Consider the following 16,794-nt stretch of genomic DNA (forward strand, 5'->3'; position numbering starts at 1 on the left):
ATTTTCAGGCTGAAGTGGAAGGAGGCATGCAAATGAACATATCCGGCATCGTTTTTTTTCTGGCGATTGTGGTCGGCACGTTAATGATTACGTATTATGCTGCCAGGCGGACAACGAGCACGAATGATTTCTATGCAGCGGGCAATCGACTGAGCGGGCTGCAAAACGGCTTGGCCATTTCCGGTGACTATATGAGCGCGGCGTCCTTCCTTGGCATCGCGGGCTCCATTGCGGTGTACGGCTTCGACGGCTTTTTCTATTCGATCGGTTTTCTTGCCTCCTATGTGATCGTGCAGTACATCATAGCCGAGCCGCTTCATAACCTGGGCAGGTATACGATGGCGGATGCGGTGGCGGTCCGGTTCAGCGAGAAACGGCTGCGCGGATGTATCGCCGTCAACAACATGATGATTACGGTATTCTACATGATTGCCCAGCTGGTCGGTGCCGGGTGGCTCGTGCATTTGCTGTTCGGGCTGGAAACGTCGCTCGCCATCGTGCTGGTCGGAGGCTTAATGACCATTTACGTCACGTTCGGCGGCATGCTCGCGACTTCCTGGGTGCAGATCGTCAAGTCCATATTGCTGGTGAGCAGCACTTTTATCGTGAGTCTCATCGTGCTGGCAAGATTCGATTGGGATCTGCTTGGTTTATTCGAATCCATGAAGCGGGCGACCCCGTTGCAGGAGCGGTTTCTGATGGCGGGTAATATGTTCGACCACCCGCTCGACATGCTGTCGTTTAATATGGCGCTGGTGTTAGGGACAGCGGGACTTCCACATATTATTGCGCGCTTCTACACGGTAAAAGACCCGCGTACGGTCCGTTCTTCGGTCAAAACGGCAACGTTTACGATCGGCATCTTTTATGCCATGACCATTTTTCTTGGATTTGGGGCGGCTGCCTTCGTCGATTGGTCCGTTTTGTCGGAGCGGGTTGAGCTGGCGGCGCCGCTCCTCGCAAGCGCATTGGGTGGCGAATTCTTAATGGCCTTTGTATCGGCTGTTGCTTTCGCAACCATATTGGCCGTGATCTCGGGGCTTGTGCTGACGGCATCCTCCGCATTTGCTCATGACGTCTATAGCAGCATTTTCCGCAGAGGACGGGCGACCGAGGCGCAACAGATGAGAGTGGCCAAGCTTTCGGCCATTGGGGTTGGCACCGCTTCGATTGTGCTCGCCCTCGGCGCGCAGAAGCTGAATGTGGCATTTCTTGTTTCGTTTGCGTTCGCGGTTGCGGCCTCGGCTAATCTGCCGGTGCTGCTGTTCACGCTATTTTGGCGGAGATTTAATACGTATGGGGCCATGTCGAGCATTGCGGCCGGATTGGTATCCTCCTTGCTGCTTATGGCCGTGGGGCCTAACGTGATGGATCCCGGGGCCGGCTGGATCCGGGCGGAAGCGATTTTCCCGCTCAAGCATCCGGGTATCGTGTCCATTCCGATTGGTTTCGCTGGCGGTATTCTCGGTACCCTGCTATCCGGCAAAGTCGGCTCAAGCGGCCGATTCGAGACGATGCAGGCCATTGCCCATGTGGCCCCAGATGAGATTCGTACCCGCGAGCCGGGGTGACCTTTCATACCTCTGGATTATCCCTTACGATGCTTCTTGCTTTATTTAATGCCAAGCCGCATGCGGTAGCTGAGCATAACGGGAAGTGTCCGCCCTTGGAAGTGCTCCTCGACCAGCGCATGGAATTGTGCGATTTTATCGTTCAATTCGGTTTGTTTCAGCTTGAACACGGTCTGGATACCGCCTTGACTGACGGCAAGGCCGGTATATCGTTCAGCGGTGAACGGCTCTATATGATGGAATACGATCTCCTTGGAAAACCGGAACACTCCGCTTTCTCGGATATGCTTCAGATGCTCGTTCTTATTTCCTTTATAGGCCTTTTCCTGTGCCTCCACATGGCGGTCGATGATGGTCTCTGCCCATTCGATCAGCTCATGGTAGGATTGCTCGACCTTCCAGGTCAGGCTCGGCGGCCAATCACAATCATATACCGCGAATATCCCTTCTTCACGCAGAACGCGGGAAACCTCCTTCAACGTGCTGGCGGGGTCCATCCAGTGAAAGGATTGGGAACAGGTAATGATATCCGCGGACTGATCCGGGAGCGCCAGTTGGTTCGAATAGCCGGAGACAAACTTGATATCGGCAAGCTGCGCACCGTGGCTGCCGTCAGCCTCTTCCTGCAGCGACTGCAGTTTGGCGATCGCCTTGCCCCGCATATCGTCATTCGGCTCAACGCCGATGATCTGGTCCGCTGCGTCTTTCCATGCAAACGAGGATAGTCCCGTTCCGCATCCCAAGTCGACAACGAGAAAGGGCTTGCGCTCCAAATAGCCTGTCAGCAGGGCGACAACCTCCTGGGGAGCTTCGGGGCGATGCTGGTCATAGGTATCCTCAAAGCCGGTGAAACGGTCCACGTTGCTGGCACGGTTGCCCTCGGGAACGAAATCCTTACTCCACACTTCGGTCATATCCTTGGTCATCATTATTCATCTCCTTATCCGGGTACATAAATCGGGCCTTGCAATTGGAGGTCTTGGCTGCTGCGACTCAGGATTCATGCTCCAGTTGATGTATCCTGCCGCTCTAATTCCATCATATCATAGGAAAGGAACTTATTAACAGATAGGCTTGACCCGGGTAGTGCCGATGCGGGTACAATAGAAAGATCGAATGAGGAAGAGGGATGCGTATGAAGACACCAATATCACCGAAGGGAATCTTCTTCGATGTGGATGATACATTGTATGACCATCTGGCGCCTTTTCGCGATGCCGTTCAGAAGGTTGCCCGCCCTGATGGCATGTTTCCATATGAAGCCGCTTATCACCGGATGCGTTATTACAGCGACAAGCTGTCTGTAGAGCTCGGAGGGGCTGGCACGGCGGCATACGGGGAAGCGGTTGAGGATATGCGCAGACGCCGGTTCCAGTTAGCGCTGGCTGAATTCGGCGTAGGGCTGACCCTTGAGGAGGCGGGAACGGTACAGCAAACCTACCTGGACCGGCAGTATAACATCACGATGTTTGAAGGCGCCCGGGAGCTTCTTAAGAAATTGACGGATGCCGGGCATGTCGTTGGCTTGATCACCAATGGTCCGGCAGAACACCAGATGAACAAAATCGCGGCTATGCAGCTGGGTGACCTCATACCGGAGGAGCGGTTGTTCGTATCCGGAGCTGTGGGCTGGGACAAGCCTGATCCGCGGATATTCCACCATGTGAACCGGCTGACCGGCACGGAGCCGATGAGCTCCTATTTCATCGGCGATTCGTGGCGCAATGATGTGGTTGGCGCACTGGCTGCAGGCTGGCATGTAATTTGGTTCAATCACCGGAGCGTTGGGCCGGAATCGGAGCATCAACCGCAGCATACCGTTGCGAGTTATGGCGAGCTGGAGCGGCTGCTTGATGAGGTTATCGGATAAACCATGCTGCGGCGAGCGTAAAGAGTTACCGGAGCAGGACTAAGTTAAAAAATTATCGCGGCCAGGCCCTTTAAGTATGAGGGTTTGGCTTTTTTTTTGTTTAATATTCAACCAGTTGGTTGACTTTATGAGTTCCATCCATTATATTTAACCATATGGTTGAGCATAATAACGAAGAACAACTGGATCACATCTTCCACGCATTGGCTGATCCGACCCGAAGAGAGATGGTGCGCATGATCGCGGCGCAAGAGATGACCGTATCCGAGCTGGCCGAGCCGTTTGACATGTCGCTTGCGGCAGCCTCCAAGCATATCAAGGTGCTGGAGCGTTCTGGCCTTCTCGATCGATCCATTCAGGGGCGGACACATACCTGTCGTCTCAATCCGGGGGTCATGAGCAGGGCGCTGGAATGGCTGCAATTCTACGAGCGATTCTGGACCCGGCAATTTGATGCATTGGAACGCGAGCTGAACAAAGCGAAGAAGGAGGAGCAATAACAGGAATACGGCTGAACATACTGGATAATGATGAGAACGTAGGGAAACAGATCGAACCTAATACCAATTTCAATATGAGAAGGATGATTTACATTGGAGAATGCCTCTACAACCACGCTGGTCATGAAACGCTTGTTTGAGGTAGCGCCGGAACGAGTATTTGATGCCTGGTTAAACCCTGACATGATGCGCAAATGGTTGTTTACGCTGGAAACGACGAATAAGATCGCCCGTAATGATCCTCGGGTGGGCGGAACCTGGGAGATTGTTGACGTTCGGGAAGGCAAGGAGTACCGGGCCATTGGGGAGTACCTTGTAATAGATCGGCCTCACAAGCTGGTGCTTACCTTCAGGATGCCCCAGTTCAGTGAAACCGTTGACCAAATCACGGTCGAGTTCAAAGCCGTGGATTCGGGATGCGAGATGACATTCACGCAAGAGATCGTTGTTCCTCACGAGGAAGAATGGACCGCGGAGGATATCGAGAAGGCGCTCACGGAATATCATACCCAAACCGAACATGGATGGGGTTATATGTTTGAGGGATTGAAGCAGCTGCTTGAGACAGGAAAGATGAACTATCCATCCTAATCCGATGAACAAGGGAGAGTGTATTTATCCATGAAGAGTGCAACCCCGTTTTTAATGTTCCAAGGTCATGCCGAAGAAGCCATGAACCATTACATTTCCATTATTGAGGATTCCGAAATAACCAGCATCACCCGTTATGGCCCTAATCAGCCGGGAGCCGAGGGAAGCGTCATGCATGCCACCTTTTCGTTGAAGGGGCAAACGTTCATGTGTATCGACAGTAATGTGAAGCATGATTTCACGTTCACGCCTTCCTTCTCCATCTACCTGACTTGCGAATCGGAAGCGGAGATCGAGAAGATGTATGGGGCATTAATTGATGGCGGAGGTGCGATGATGCCGCTGGACAACTATGGTTTTAGCCAAAAATTCGGCTGGATCGCGGACAAGTTCGGCGTATCATGGCAGCTTAATCTGCCGAATGAAGTGTAACATTACGCAATCGATTCATTAGAGACGGGCCCGTGAGGGGTCCGTCTCTTTTTGCGCGGACAACGCATCGTCAGCTCGATGCTCAGCGAACAGGGGCCCGCGGATTCCAACAGCTAATCTGAACGGCAGAATTTTGTGCTGCCCGGCGATTCTTATGATCCACAGCCATCCAAGCATACTACTTCTTACTCCGTGTACTGCTTTCGGAATTGCAGCGGCGATAGGCCGAAACGTGCGGAGAAGCGGCGAGAGAAATAGGGCGGATATTGAAACCCCACATGTTCCGCGATTCGAGCCATGGACCACTGGGTGGTCAGCAGCAGCCGCTTGGCCTGGTCCAGGCGGTATTGAAGCAGGTATTCCGTAGGCGTTACGCCGTGTGATTCCTTCATGCAGCGCGTCAGGTAGTTGTAGTGGAAATGCAAGTCGGACGATAAACGTGCGTTGCTGATGGGCTCACGATAATGCATTTTGATATAGGACTCCACCTGCTCCGCGACTTTGCGTACCCGCGATTGTTCCTGGTCCGATCTCGATGGGTCCAGCAGCTCCAGCAGCTCGATAAACAGCGTTTGTTCGCGCCAAAATGCCGTGGACCTCGGTTCCGTTGCCAGCAGGTGCAGAGAATCGAACAGCTGATAGGCTTGCTCCGGATAAGGGATCGGGCCATGCTTTGGCAGCTTTATGTTGTGTGAGATCGAATCATCGCCGGCTGCGCTTGATGGTGCGGTCTGAAAATGCAACCAATAAAAGGAGGTTTCCTCCTGGCACTCCTGTACGGCGTAATGGTATGCATCCGGTAATAATACAACGCAATCCCCTGCGCCAAGCGCCCACTGCATATCCTCCTCGCCCAGGAACAAGCAGCCGCATTGAACCAGGATGAGATCGTAGACGCCAAGGTTTCTCCGGTTGGGATGCGACTCGCCCGGCATATAATGCGTTTTTCCGGATTCAAGGAAGTAGGGGAGCGGCGGTGAAGGAATGGAAAGAACGCTCCGTTCTGTCATGGTAACACCTCCAGGGAAGTGTGAAATCGTATAAGAAATTAGGTCATTTCTGTTATCGTTTTCATCCTATCATAGAACGTAGAATGGGAAGTGTCGAGGCTTTATCATTCGAATCCTAAAGGAGTGTATATCCAAGATGATAACTCTTACTTCGCGTTCAGCTGCCGTCCCCCTTAAGCAAGTGAAACTGACGGACCCTTTCTGGTCCCGTTACATAGAGCTGGTAAGGGAAGTGGTGATCCCATACCAGTATGAAGCCCTCCATGATCGAATTCCGGGCGTGGAACCGAGTTATGGCGTGTCCAATTTTCGAATTGCTGCCGGCAGGGAAGAGGGGGAATATGGCGGTATGGTGTTTCAGGACAGCGATGTCGCCAAATGGCTTGAGGCTGCGGCTTATTCGCTTGCTATTCATCCGGATCCGAAGCTGGAGGAGCAGGTGGATGAGCTGATCGATCTTGTGGCCGCTGCCCAGCAGCCGGATGGCTATCTGAATACATATTTTACGGTAAAGGAGCCGGAGAAGCGCTGGACCAATCTGACGGATTGCCATGAGCTGTACTGCGCCGGCCATATGATCGAAGCCGGAGTTGCACATTACCGGGCGACGGGCAAGCGGAAACTGCTGGACGTGGTATGCCGTTTGGCGGATTACATCGATACCGTCTTTGGACCCGAGGATGGCAAAATCCATGGGTTCGACGGTCATCAGGAGATTGAGCTGGCACTGGTCAAATTGTACGAGGTAACCCAGGAGCCGAGATATTTGCGTCTGAGTCAGTATTTTATAGATGAGCGCGGGACGGAACCCCACTTCTTCATTCAGGAGTGGGAACAGCGAGGGAAGAAGTCATTCTACCGCTCTGTACTGCATCCGCCGCATTTGGCTTATCATCAGAGCCATCTGCCGGTGAGGGAACAGAAGGAGGCAGTCGGGCATTCGGTCCGCGCGGTTTACATGTATACGGCGATGGCCGATTTAGCTGCCAGAACGAAAGACCCTGCTCTGCTTGAGGCTTGCGTTAATCTGTGGCATAACATGGTCCGTAAACAGATGTACATTACTGGGGGGATCGGCTCCACCCATCACGGCGAGGCGTTCACCACGGATTATGACTTGCCGAACGATACCGTATACTCGGAGACCTGCGCATCCATCGGGCTGATCTTTTTTGCCCAGCGCATGCTGCAGCTGTCACCCAAATCGGAGTATGCGGACGTGATGGAGCGCGCGCTGTTCAACACGGTCATTGGCAGCATGGCTCAGGACGGGCGTCATTTCTTCTATGTGAATCCGCTTGAGGTATGGCCTACGGCCTGCCGTCATAATCCGGGCAAGTTCCATGTGAAGCCGGTTCGGCCGGGCTGGTTCGCCTGCGCATGCTGCCCGCCGAACGTGGCGAGACTGCTGTCGTCGCTGGGTGAATACGTGTATACGATGAATGACGATACGCTGTATACCCATCTGTACATCGGAGGCGAAGCCGAGGTCCGTCTCGGGAACGTGCCGGTGAAGGTAACCCAGACCAGCGCGCTGCCATGGGATGGGAATGTTACGCTTACGATTCAGCCTGAGCAGGCAGCCGAGTGGACCGTCGCTCTTCGCATTCCGGACTGGTCGCGCGGCAAAGCCGTTATGCGGGTGAACGGGCAAGAGGTGGCCGTGGAGGATATTACCCAAGACGGCTATGCCTACGTCAAGAGAGTGTGGGCACCGGGGGATACCGTGGAATTGGCATTCTCCATGGAGATCCATCAAGTAAGAGCCAATCCCAACATACGGGGGAATGCCGGCAAGGCCGCGATTCAGCGCGGGCCGTTGGTATACTGCTTGGAGAGCGTCGATCATGGAGCGCCGGTATCCTCGCTGTCGCTCGCAGGCGATCCGAAGCTTCATTCCCGATTCGATGCGGATCTTCTTGGCGGAGCCGTTGTCATTGAAGGGGAGGGATGGCTTGAGGAGTCTGATGATTGGGGCGATGAACTGTATCGTTCCTCTCCGAAGAAGAGGCTTCCCGCATCATTAAAGGCTATTCCGTACTATTTATGGGGCAACCGCGGCGAGAATGAAATGGCCGTCTGGGTGCGCGAGCTGCCGCACACGGTATAAGATCGTACAGCCCGGCTCTCCCGAATAGGGAGTTGACCGGGGAGCCGGCATACAAAGGGATGCAATGGCAAAGTATGGACGATGCCGGACCACATAACATAAAGGGCTTGCCCAAGGTCGATGGACCTCGGGCAAGCCCTTTTTTTCGGAATCGGCTGCCTGCATTTATAACAGCTTCTTGATATCTTCTTCTATTTTTTCCGGAGTATCCGTTGGCGCAAAGCGCTTGACCACCTTGCCGCTGCGGTCCACAAGAAACTTGGTGAAGTTCCATTTAATCGCTTTAATGCCGAGTGCGCCGGGCGCTTCACTCGTCAGATGTCGGTAGAGCGGATGGGCACTCGTTCCGTTCACATCAATTTTGGAGAATAAGGGGAAGGTGACGCCATGATTGAGCTTGCAGGCCTCCTCGATCGCGGAGTCCTCCTCCAGCTCTTGATTCATGAACTGACTGCTGGGGAAACCGAGAACGGCCAATCCTTGATCGCGGTAGGTTTGGTGCAGCTTCTCCAGACCGTCGAATTGAGGGGCAAAGCCGCATTTGGTTGCTGTATTGACAATGAGCATGACGTCGCCTTTATAAGACTCCAGCGTTTGGGACTCGCCGCGTATCGTTTTTACTTCATATTCATAGATGGACATCACCGTAGAACCTCCTCCAATGAGATGTATATACAATCAGAGTATATTCTTTCGCTGTAGATTGCAATTTGCTAGAAACGGCAGCGGCAATTATATGCTATTTGTATGACAAAAGCTGGAGTGTAATACATGATGCGGAAATATAAAAAGTAAAATTTTGTATTTTCATCTGGACTTATTTAGGAGATGTATGATAGTAGTAGAATAAGTGCTTATCGAATGAACCAAAAGGGGTACTGCTGAAATCATGTGTGGGAGGACGGTATGAGATTAAAAACACAAATGCTCAAAACGACGGTGACCAGCCTGCTGGCTTTTATGTTCATCGTCCTCATTGTTCTGGTTCCGAGGGATTTGAATCTGTCGCTGGACAGCAATTTGTGGGTGACGAATTATTCCTTTGATCTGGGTGAGTATGTTACGTATATTCGCGATTTTTTTGCTGCCGCCATTCAGAACGGGACGCTGGGAGAAACGCGGTATATCGGTCAGTCCTCGGAAGCGGCCGCTTTTGGGGCCGTCGGCAAAAGCCTGCTGGTTATTGTATCCGCTTTAATCCTTGGATTTGTGTTCGGCATTCTGAAGGGAGTCCTCGACTATAAATTGTCCAAGACCAAATTCAGTGTGCTGGGGCACTGGACCACATGGCTGTTCCAATCCGTTCCGGATTTTTTCCTGATGCTGATTGCCCAGTGGGTGCTTATTAAGCATGTACCGGCTGTCCGTTATTTTGCGGTTGACGGCTGGGAGGCCTTCGTGCTGCCTTCGCTGCTCGTGTCGATTTACCCGATTTTCTTCATTGCCCGAATCACGTCGGCTTCTTTGCTCGCACAGGAAGGCAAGATGTACATACTGCTGGCAAAAGCCAAGGGATTGAGTGACCGAAAGATCGTATATAAACATATGCTGCGCAATGGCGTCGCGAGCATCCTGACCCATCTTCCGGGCCTGCTTGTCTTCATCTTGTCCAATCTGCTCGTGGTGGAATATTACCGCAACTATCCAGGGGCGGCGTGGAGGTTGTTTCTGGCACTGGATTTCAATACGTTTAGCGGCACCGGCGGCAATTATGAACCGGGAGTCATTATTTATATCGCATTTTCCTTCATGGTGCTGTTCATGATCGTTCAATGGATCAGTCAATCGGCACGCAAATACTTTGATCCACGATCAGAAATGAGGTGAGTCGATTTGAAGAATGTCCCTTTATGGATTGGCGGCACGCTGCTTGCCTTCTTTGTTTTTGTTATGCTGGCGGGGCCTTACATGCCCTTCATTGATAAGGATTTGAATAAGGAACCCTCCAGATGGGTGATGAAGGGCGGGAAGCAGAAGCTGACGCTTCCGCCCTATAAGCCGTCCCCGAAGAACTGGCTCGGATCGGACAAGCGGGGTGTCGATAACCTGAGTAAACTGGTGGTAACCGCCAAAGATACGATTCTGCTCGTGCTCACGATCACGTCCGTCCGATATGCGATCGGGGTGCCCCTCGGATTGATCGCCCGTAAGAAAAAAGGCTTCATCCACCGGCTCATTACCTTCTGGAACCAGTTGTGCTCCTATTTGCCGCCAGTATTCGCTTCGGCTCTGCTGCTTGCGCTTCCATTCTTTCTCTTCTCCCAGCAGCGGATGGGCTGGGCCATTCTGATTCTGGCCGGCGTTGAGGCCGGCCGGGTTGCCATTACGATTCAGCAGCAGGCCCACAAGATGGCAAGCGAGCCTTACATGGAGGCCGGAACCGCGTTAGGACTTCGCACGAGGACATTGACGAAAAATTACTATATCCCGGTCATGTTCCCCGAGGTGATTGTCAACTTCTGTTTGGATATGGGAAAGGTCATGCTCCTGCTCGGCCAGCTTGCGATCGTGAACATTTTTCTTGGTCATGAGTGGAAGGAAGTTAACTATTATGTCATGGAATTCGTGGAGACCGGGTATAACTGGGCGACCATTCTGTCCAAGCATCGAGCGGATATATGGTTAGGAAAGTTCCAATTCGTTGTGTATCCCGCATTTGCCATGATGCTGTTAATCATCACCTTCAACCTGTTAGGCGAAGGTCTGCGCCGTCGTTTTCAGGTTAAAGGCTGATCGGTGCGTAGCCGTTAACGTGAATAACCGGAAGGATCAGGGTATGCGGCAAGTAATTTCCTATCCAATAGGAGTGCCTGACGAAACCGATCCTTCCGGTTTTTTTGATGTGTAAAATGCTGCTGCTTACGTTTCTACGGGAATATCCGGGTGAGCCCAGACGGACACACTGCCGCCGTTCACCGGAAAAAGAGCGAAGCCATCCTCGCCGATTGTAATGCGATCCTTCCGGGTGCGTGTCAGATCTACCCATACCTCTTCGGCTCGATGCTCGCCGACAAACATCCGCTTATCCCCGGCTTCGCCATTGGAGATAACTACCGCGCAGCCGGAAAACTCGATTTCCGGGATGCCGCGGCGGACCCAGCCGATCGTATTCGGGTGGTCAAAATAATCGTCCTGCTGGCCATACGCCCGATTCGCTCTGGCATACAGAAGCGGGTCAATCGCTTCCTTTTTGCCGGGAATGGGTTTCTCGCCGCCGATTCCGTAATAATCGCCATAGAAGACGGAAGGATAACCGTCCTTTCGCAGCAGGATCAACGCATAAGCGCTCTGCTTGAACCAATCTTCCACCCAGGATTCCAGCGATTCCTGCGGCTGCGAGTCATGATTGTCCACAAACGTGACGGCATTCATCGGGTGTGATTGGACAAGCGTATCGTCAAAGATCGTACGGAGATCGAAGGATCGGCCGGCTTTGGAAGCCGCCTGGAGTTTATAATGAAGAGACACGTCAAACAGATCGATCTTGTAATCCACCGTATCCAGAAAGTTTCGACAGTCTTGAAGCTCGGGATTCCAGAACTCCCCTACGATGTAAAAATCATCTCCGCGCTTTTTCTTCATGGCGGTGGCAAATTCTTTAATGAAGTCATGGTTGATATGTTTGATCGCATCCAGCCGGAATCCGCTGCATTGCAGCGTATCCACCAGCCACTTGCCCCATGCGAGCATTTCCTTGCGAACATCCGGATGGCTGTAATCAATGTTGGCAAACATCAGGTAGTCGTAATTGCCGAATTCATTGTCAACGTTATCGCTCCATGATTTGTTCTCGCCGACGATCCGGAAAATGCCGGAACGTTTGCTGACTTCGTCGTAATCGGTACCGTTAAAATGAGTGAAATTCCACTGGAACGAAGAGTATTGATCTCCCCTGCCAGAGAAGGTGAATTTGGTCCAACCCTCAATCTCGAATGGCTTCGATATATCCTTGGTCCGATCCATCTCGTCGACCTGTACAACCCGAAACCGCTCGGTTTCATCTGCGCCCGCCTTATGGTTCATGACCAGATCCACATAGACGGCAATCCCGTTCTTGTGGCAGGCCGCGATGGCATCGATCAATTCCTGCTTGGTTCCATATTTCGTGCGAACCGTTCCTTTCTGATCGAACTCTCCCAGATCATAGAGATCGTATACGCCGTAGCCATTGTCCTCTGCGGACGTAGCTTTTGTCACCGGAGGAATCCATACCGCATCGATTCCCGCCTTGCTCAGCTCCGGGGCTGCGTTCTTGAGTCGGTTCCAGTGCGAGCCATCGGCTGCAACATGCCATTCGAAGAATTGCATAATCGTATGATTTCGTTGCATACTTCCATCTCCTCTATCATGATAGCTCTGCATGTTTACTGCATACTAAGCTCAAATACCCAAGAAAGCAGGGGAGCTAAACCTTCCACCCGAAATGGGCGGGATGCCTACATTTAGTTTTACCCTAAAATGGAAAGAAAAAGACGGGGGTTGTCGTATTGCGGCCATCCTAATATGGCTTGAATTCAGCATTATAGGATAGGAATGGAGTATGGGGCTATTCACCACAAAAAAACCATCCCCTGCCGGGAATCTGTCGCAGGGGATGGTTTTCCGTTTTGTACACATTGGCTGCCTTCCGCTTACTTATGCCATGGCATAAGTAAGCAGAATCAGCAGCACGGTGGTGATGGACATGGCCAGCAGCGGCCGCCAAGCGCCGCGCACATCCTTCAAGTGGACATTCAGGCCAAGTCCCACCATCGCCATGGCAAGAATGAAGGAGGCTGCCTGAGAAATCCAATCTTTGATCGGCAGGGGAATGATCGGTTGTCCGGTAAATTCCCAGCTTCCCAGTACACTCGCTGCCATGAAGCCCAGCAGAAACCAGGGAAACTCCATCCGTGTATGACTCTGCATACGCCCGGTGCGCTTCATCCAGACCATAAGCGCGATACTGAGCGGTACGAGCAAGAATACGCGTCCCAGCTTCGCGAGCAGGCTAATCGCAAGGGCGTCCTCACCTGCTGGAGCAGCTGCCAATGCTACATGGGCGATTTCATGAAGACTGACACCCGACCACACGCCGTATTGGGTGTCTGTTAAGGGAAGCAGCGGCTGGACGAGGGTATAACCGATAGCAACAATGGTTCCAAGAAAGGCAATCAGCCCCGCACCTAGCGCAGTGTCCTTCTCCTTCGCCTTGAGGATCGGGGACACGGCGGCAATGGCCGCCGCACCGCATACACCGGTTCCAATGCCAAGCAGAAGGGACAAGGACATATCGGCCTTCAGCCATTTGGCGATCAGCAGGGTGAGCGCGATGGCAAATATGACGCTGATAACATCCCTCATCATTAAACCCATGCCTTGCTGGAACACGATGCCGATATTCAACTTAAGGCCATATAGAATAATTGCTAGTCGCAGCAGCCGCTTGGCCGTGAATTGGATTCCTATGCGCAGTCTCTCCGGATAACCTCGCAGCTGTCGATATACTGCGGCGATGAGAATCGCCCAGGCGAGCTGGCCGAGGTAGCCAAGGCCCGGCATGCTTGCTAATACGTAACCGATGAGAGCGATGACAAAGGTAAACGCAATGCCGCCTGCTGCGGCGGGCAGCGTATGCTGTGTCCATCGAACCAGACGATGGGCGTGTTCTTGTGATTTGGAATAGGCTGGCTCTGTCATAAGATGTAACCTCCGATTCGTTCGGTTGGTCTGAACCCATCGTATCCCATTCCAATGGATAAGAAAAATAAATCATTATAATGATCATCATAAGTAATATGTTATGGTAATATAACTCATAACCATTCGTGGACATTGCGAACGAAGGAGGCCAAAAGCGTGGATCAACCATTGGAGGTATTCGTTACGGTGGTAGAGAAGGGGAATTTTACCCGTGCGGCGGAGGAGCTGCTGATGACACAGCCCGCGGTAAGCCAATATATCCAAGCGCTCGAGCGGTCTGTGGGCACCAAGCTGCTGGAGCGAACCAATAAATATGTCCGGCTAACCAAAGCCGGAGAGATCGTATACCATCATGCGAAGGACATTCTGGGCCTGTACACCCGCATGAACACGCTCGTGGACGATTTGATGCATCGGGCGAGCGGCAATCTGTCCATTGGCTCCAGCTATACCTTCGGGGAATATATGCTGCCGCATTTGATCGCTTATATGAGGGAACATTATCCCTTGATCCGCCCATCGATTATGATCGGGAACACCACGGAGGTGGCGGAGATGATACTGCGCCATGAGGCGGATATCGGCATCGTGGAGGGAGATTATCAGGATGATAAGCTGCATATCGAGGCCTTTGCCGAGGATGAGATGCTGGTGATGGTTCCCCGGGACGGGCGGTATGATCATCTGCAGGAGCTATCGCTCTCCGAGCTTGCGGATGAGACCTGGATTGTCAGGGAAGCCGGATCGGGCACCCGCGAGGCAACGGAGCGGATGTTCTCACGGTATCATATTCGCCCTCAGCATATCGTGGAGTTCGGTAGCACCCAGCTGATCAAGGAATCCGTGGAGGCAGGCCTTGGCGTCACGCTGCTGTCGCGATGGGCGGTGCGCAAGGAGGTGCAGCTCGGAACGCTGCATATGCTGGTACCGAATGGCAGACCGGTGGCGCGGCAGTTCTCATGGATTACACAGAAGACACCTTATCATACCAAGGCCATAGAGGTGTTTCTCGAGCTTTTGCATCATAAGCGCGGTTTCCCCAAGGGGGTCTAAAGGAAGAGTGTGATCCCGGTGCAGGAGCATCCCCGTTAAGGGGATGTTATTTTGTTCGGACATGATTACATACGCCATAATTGGTTAAAAATAGATACTAAAATCATAGATGAACAAACATGTATCGAATGATGTAAAAATCGGACGTAAGGAGGGTTAAACGATGAGAACATTTAATACAATAGCTTTGCTGTTATTGATTGTTGGAGGCATTAACTGGCTTCTGGTCGGCCTGTTTCAATACGACCTGGTAGCTGCATTGTTTGGTGGACAGAGCTCCATCGGCTCCCGCATCATCTATACGATTGTCGGTCTGTGTGCATTGTACTCGATCCGCTTCTTTGGTGATGTTACGAATGACGACCGAAACACAGCCAGATAAGTTAGATTTAATCACATAAAAATGACATAGTATTTGAGAAATATCCATACCCTCATAGATAAAAAAAGCCTTTCCGTGTTAAGGAATGGCTTTTTTTCTGTCCGAAATCCAAGATTGTCAGTGAATTGTAATCTTCATGTCAGGTGCAAGATCAACATATGCAGTATGAAATTTCCAGTGTTTATGAGGCTTTGCATGCTCTATAGTTAAAGATAAAAACGACATATTTACGGAGTTCGGAAGGAACTCCTAGAATAAAGCCAAGACATTGCAGCGCAGCAATGCGGAGTTAGCAATATGATAGAAAACATAACGTGTTATCTGTCGACATCCTCCGGTTTGCGTAAGCAATGATATGAAAAGGACTCTTTCACCATTAGGAAAGAGTCCGAACGAATAGCGACATAAAGACACCTGGAGGGGAGTGAAACTGTTACAACTTAGGCGGTCCCCACTCTGTTCTATGAGTGGAATGCCTTATACATGGCATCCAGCAGGCTGTGTGTCGCATCACAGCTGTATTCCCAGAACATAATACCAGCCAAGCCTTGATCCTGTATGTATTTGCATTTATGAGTCAGAGATTCAGCATCATCGTAAGTAATGAAGCTGCTGCCATCGAATAAATAAGGCGCTTTGGCTTCGTCGTCCCAGTACCTTTTATAAGAAGGATTATTAAAATATTCGGCTGCGAGCTGGGTATAGGTCGGACCATAACCACCGGAGGATGGAGCTACCTGGAGGTATCCGTTGTTTACGTCCGGCACATCGTTCCACTTCCTAGAGTAGAATCCGGCGCCGATCACGATTTTTTCGCGCGGCACACCAGCCTGGGTAAACAGACGAACGGATGCATCAACGCTGATTCGGAACAGATCGCCAGTTGAGGTGTACAGGTTGGTGTGATGGCCCGTCAGCGTCTGGAATCCGCCGCGCATGTCGTACGTCATCAGCTGAATGAAGTCGAGATAGGGGTGAATATCACGGATATCGGTGCCATCTATATAATATTGATCGGCTCCGGCCGCGATCGTGAGCAGATAGTGTGTCTCGCCCCTCCCGAACTGATCCAGCGTTTCCCGAAGCTCCTTCAGGAGCAGCGTGAAGTTCTCCTTGTCACTTGGCGATGCGGCCGTCCCGGCAATCGAGTAGCATGGATACTCCCAGTCCAGGTCAATGCCGTCGAATGGAAATTCTTGCAGCAGCATGATCGCCGATTCGCACACGCTTTGTCTTCCTTCGGGCGTGGCTGCAGCTTTCGAGAATCCATCGGAGCCCCAGCCGCCAACGGACAGCAGAACGGTTAACCGGGGATTGACAGCTTTCAGGCGCTGGATCTCGTGAATGGTGTTTGTATCGGTATACGTAATCTTGTTTTCTTGGATATGGGCGAATGCGATATTCAAGTGAGTGAGCCGCTTGGCATCTTCGGTCGTGATCGTGGATAAGACCTTGCGCCCTGCGTAACCGGCTAAAATCCAGGAGGATGGCTGCATGCGTAATCCCTCATTTCTTTTAGAATATGTCAGTTTTGCTTTTGCGGTTTATTTTTCCAACTTACGGTCAGATATGACATCTGTCAAGGCTCATCCC

16 protein-coding genes are annotated in these 16,794 nt (G+C 51.9%); 10 read left to right on the plus strand and 6 right to left on the minus strand.

From position 1 onward, the window contains the following. The first annotated feature begins 32 nt into the window (after positions 1–32). Positions 33–1,571 carry a solute symporter family protein gene (locus tag AK95_RS04330; RefSeq protein WP_071218740.1) on the plus strand — a complete coding sequence of 513 codons (1,539 nt, stop codon included), beginning with the start codon at positions 33–35 and terminating at the stop codon, positions 1,569–1,571. A gap of 41 nt (positions 1,572–1,612) precedes the next feature. On the opposite strand, the gene AK95_RS04335 is transcribed toward AK95_RS04330, so the two are convergent. Beyond that, positions 1,613–2,497: a class I SAM-dependent methyltransferase gene (locus tag AK95_RS04335; protein WP_071218884.1), complete on the minus strand. Its 885-nt coding sequence runs from the start codon at positions 2,495–2,497 to the stop codon at positions 1,613–1,615. Positions 2,498–2,700: 203 nt separating this feature from the next. Here AK95_RS04335 and AK95_RS04340 point away from each other — a divergent pair, with 203 nt between their 5' ends. From AK95_RS04340 to AK95_RS04355, 4 genes are all read left to right on the plus strand, one after another. Continuing rightward, complete coding sequence (locus AK95_RS04340; protein WP_071218741.1) at positions 2,701–3,441, plus strand: HAD family hydrolase; 741 nt, start codon at positions 2,701–2,703, stop codon at positions 3,439–3,441. A 155-nt stretch (positions 3,442–3,596) separates the two neighbouring features. After that, the gene (locus AK95_RS04345) at positions 3,597–3,941 is read left to right on the plus strand and encodes an ArsR/SmtB family transcription factor (protein WP_071218742.1); all 345 of its coding nucleotides are present in this window, start codon (positions 3,597–3,599) and stop codon (positions 3,939–3,941) included. 93 nt (positions 3,942–4,034) lie between these two features. Next, the gene (locus AK95_RS04350) at positions 4,035–4,532 is read left to right on the plus strand and encodes an SRPBCC family protein (protein ID WP_071218743.1); all 498 of its coding nucleotides are present in this window, start codon (positions 4,035–4,037) and stop codon (positions 4,530–4,532) included. A gap of 30 nt (positions 4,533–4,562) precedes the next feature. Next, positions 4,563–4,964 carry a VOC family protein gene (locus AK95_RS04355; RefSeq protein ID WP_071218744.1) on the plus strand — a complete coding sequence of 134 codons (402 nt, stop codon included), beginning with the start codon at positions 4,563–4,565 and terminating at the stop codon, positions 4,962–4,964. Between the two features lie 185 nt (positions 4,965–5,149). Here AK95_RS04355 and AK95_RS04360 read toward each other — a convergent pair whose 3' ends face one another. Beyond that, complete coding sequence (locus AK95_RS04360; RefSeq protein ID WP_071218745.1) at positions 5,150–5,974, minus strand: helix-turn-helix transcriptional regulator; 825 nt, start codon at positions 5,972–5,974, stop codon at positions 5,150–5,152. Between the two features lie 136 nt (positions 5,975–6,110). Between AK95_RS04360 and AK95_RS04365 the strand changes: the two genes are divergently transcribed. Then, positions 6,111–8,084, plus strand: coding sequence for a glycoside hydrolase family 127 protein (locus tag AK95_RS04365; protein ID WP_071218746.1), 1,974 nt, complete (start codon positions 6,111–6,113; stop codon positions 8,082–8,084). Between the two features lie 165 nt (positions 8,085–8,249). Here the strand turns inward: AK95_RS04365 and AK95_RS04370 are convergent, their stop codons facing one another. Continuing rightward, positions 8,250–8,726 (minus strand): glutathione peroxidase, encoded by a 477-nt coding sequence (locus AK95_RS04370; RefSeq protein WP_071218747.1) that lies wholly within the window; start codon positions 8,724–8,726, stop codon positions 8,250–8,252. A gap of 264 nt (positions 8,727–8,990) precedes the next feature. Here AK95_RS04370 and AK95_RS04375 point away from each other — a divergent pair, with 264 nt between their 5' ends. Then, complete coding sequence (locus AK95_RS04375) at positions 8,991–9,911, plus strand: ABC transporter permease subunit (protein ID WP_071218748.1); 921 nt, start codon at positions 8,991–8,993, stop codon at positions 9,909–9,911. A 6-nt stretch (positions 9,912–9,917) separates the two neighbouring features. Beyond that, positions 9,918–10,817, plus strand: a complete 900-nt coding sequence (locus AK95_RS04380; RefSeq protein WP_071218749.1) for an ABC transporter permease subunit — start codon at positions 9,918–9,920, stop codon at positions 10,815–10,817. 126 nt (positions 10,818–10,943) lie between these two features. Here the strand turns inward: AK95_RS04380 and AK95_RS04385 are convergent, their stop codons facing one another. Continuing rightward, on the minus strand, positions 10,944–12,413 hold the full coding sequence (locus AK95_RS04385; RefSeq protein ID WP_071218750.1) for an alpha-amylase: 1,470 nt from the start codon (positions 12,411–12,413) through the stop codon (positions 10,944–10,946). A gap of 306 nt (positions 12,414–12,719) precedes the next feature. Next, the gene (locus tag AK95_RS04390; protein ID WP_071218751.1) at positions 12,720–13,763 is read right to left on the minus strand and encodes a YeiH family protein; all 1,044 of its coding nucleotides are present in this window, start codon (positions 13,761–13,763) and stop codon (positions 12,720–12,722) included. 159 nt (positions 13,764–13,922) lie between these two features. Between AK95_RS04390 and AK95_RS04395 the strand changes: the two genes are divergently transcribed. Next, positions 13,923–14,819 (plus strand): LysR family transcriptional regulator, encoded by an 897-nt coding sequence (locus AK95_RS04395; protein WP_071218752.1) that lies wholly within the window; start codon positions 13,923–13,925, stop codon positions 14,817–14,819. 163 nt (positions 14,820–14,982) lie between these two features. Continuing rightward, positions 14,983–15,201, plus strand: a complete 219-nt coding sequence (locus AK95_RS04400; RefSeq protein WP_071218753.1) for a DUF378 domain-containing protein — start codon at positions 14,983–14,985, stop codon at positions 15,199–15,201. A 461-nt stretch (positions 15,202–15,662) separates the two neighbouring features. Here the strand turns inward: AK95_RS04400 and AK95_RS04405 are convergent, their stop codons facing one another. Beyond that, positions 15,663–16,697 carry a glycoside hydrolase family 18 protein gene (locus AK95_RS04405; protein ID WP_071218754.1) on the minus strand — a complete coding sequence of 345 codons (1,035 nt, stop codon included), beginning with the start codon at positions 16,695–16,697 and terminating at the stop codon, positions 15,663–15,665. Positions 16,698–16,794 lie beyond the last annotated feature (97 nt).

It is taken from the genome of Paenibacillus sp. LC231, from assembly GCF_001860525.1.
In the GTDB taxonomy this organism is placed as follows: Bacteria; Bacillota; Bacilli; order Paenibacillales; family Paenibacillaceae; genus Paenibacillus_AQ.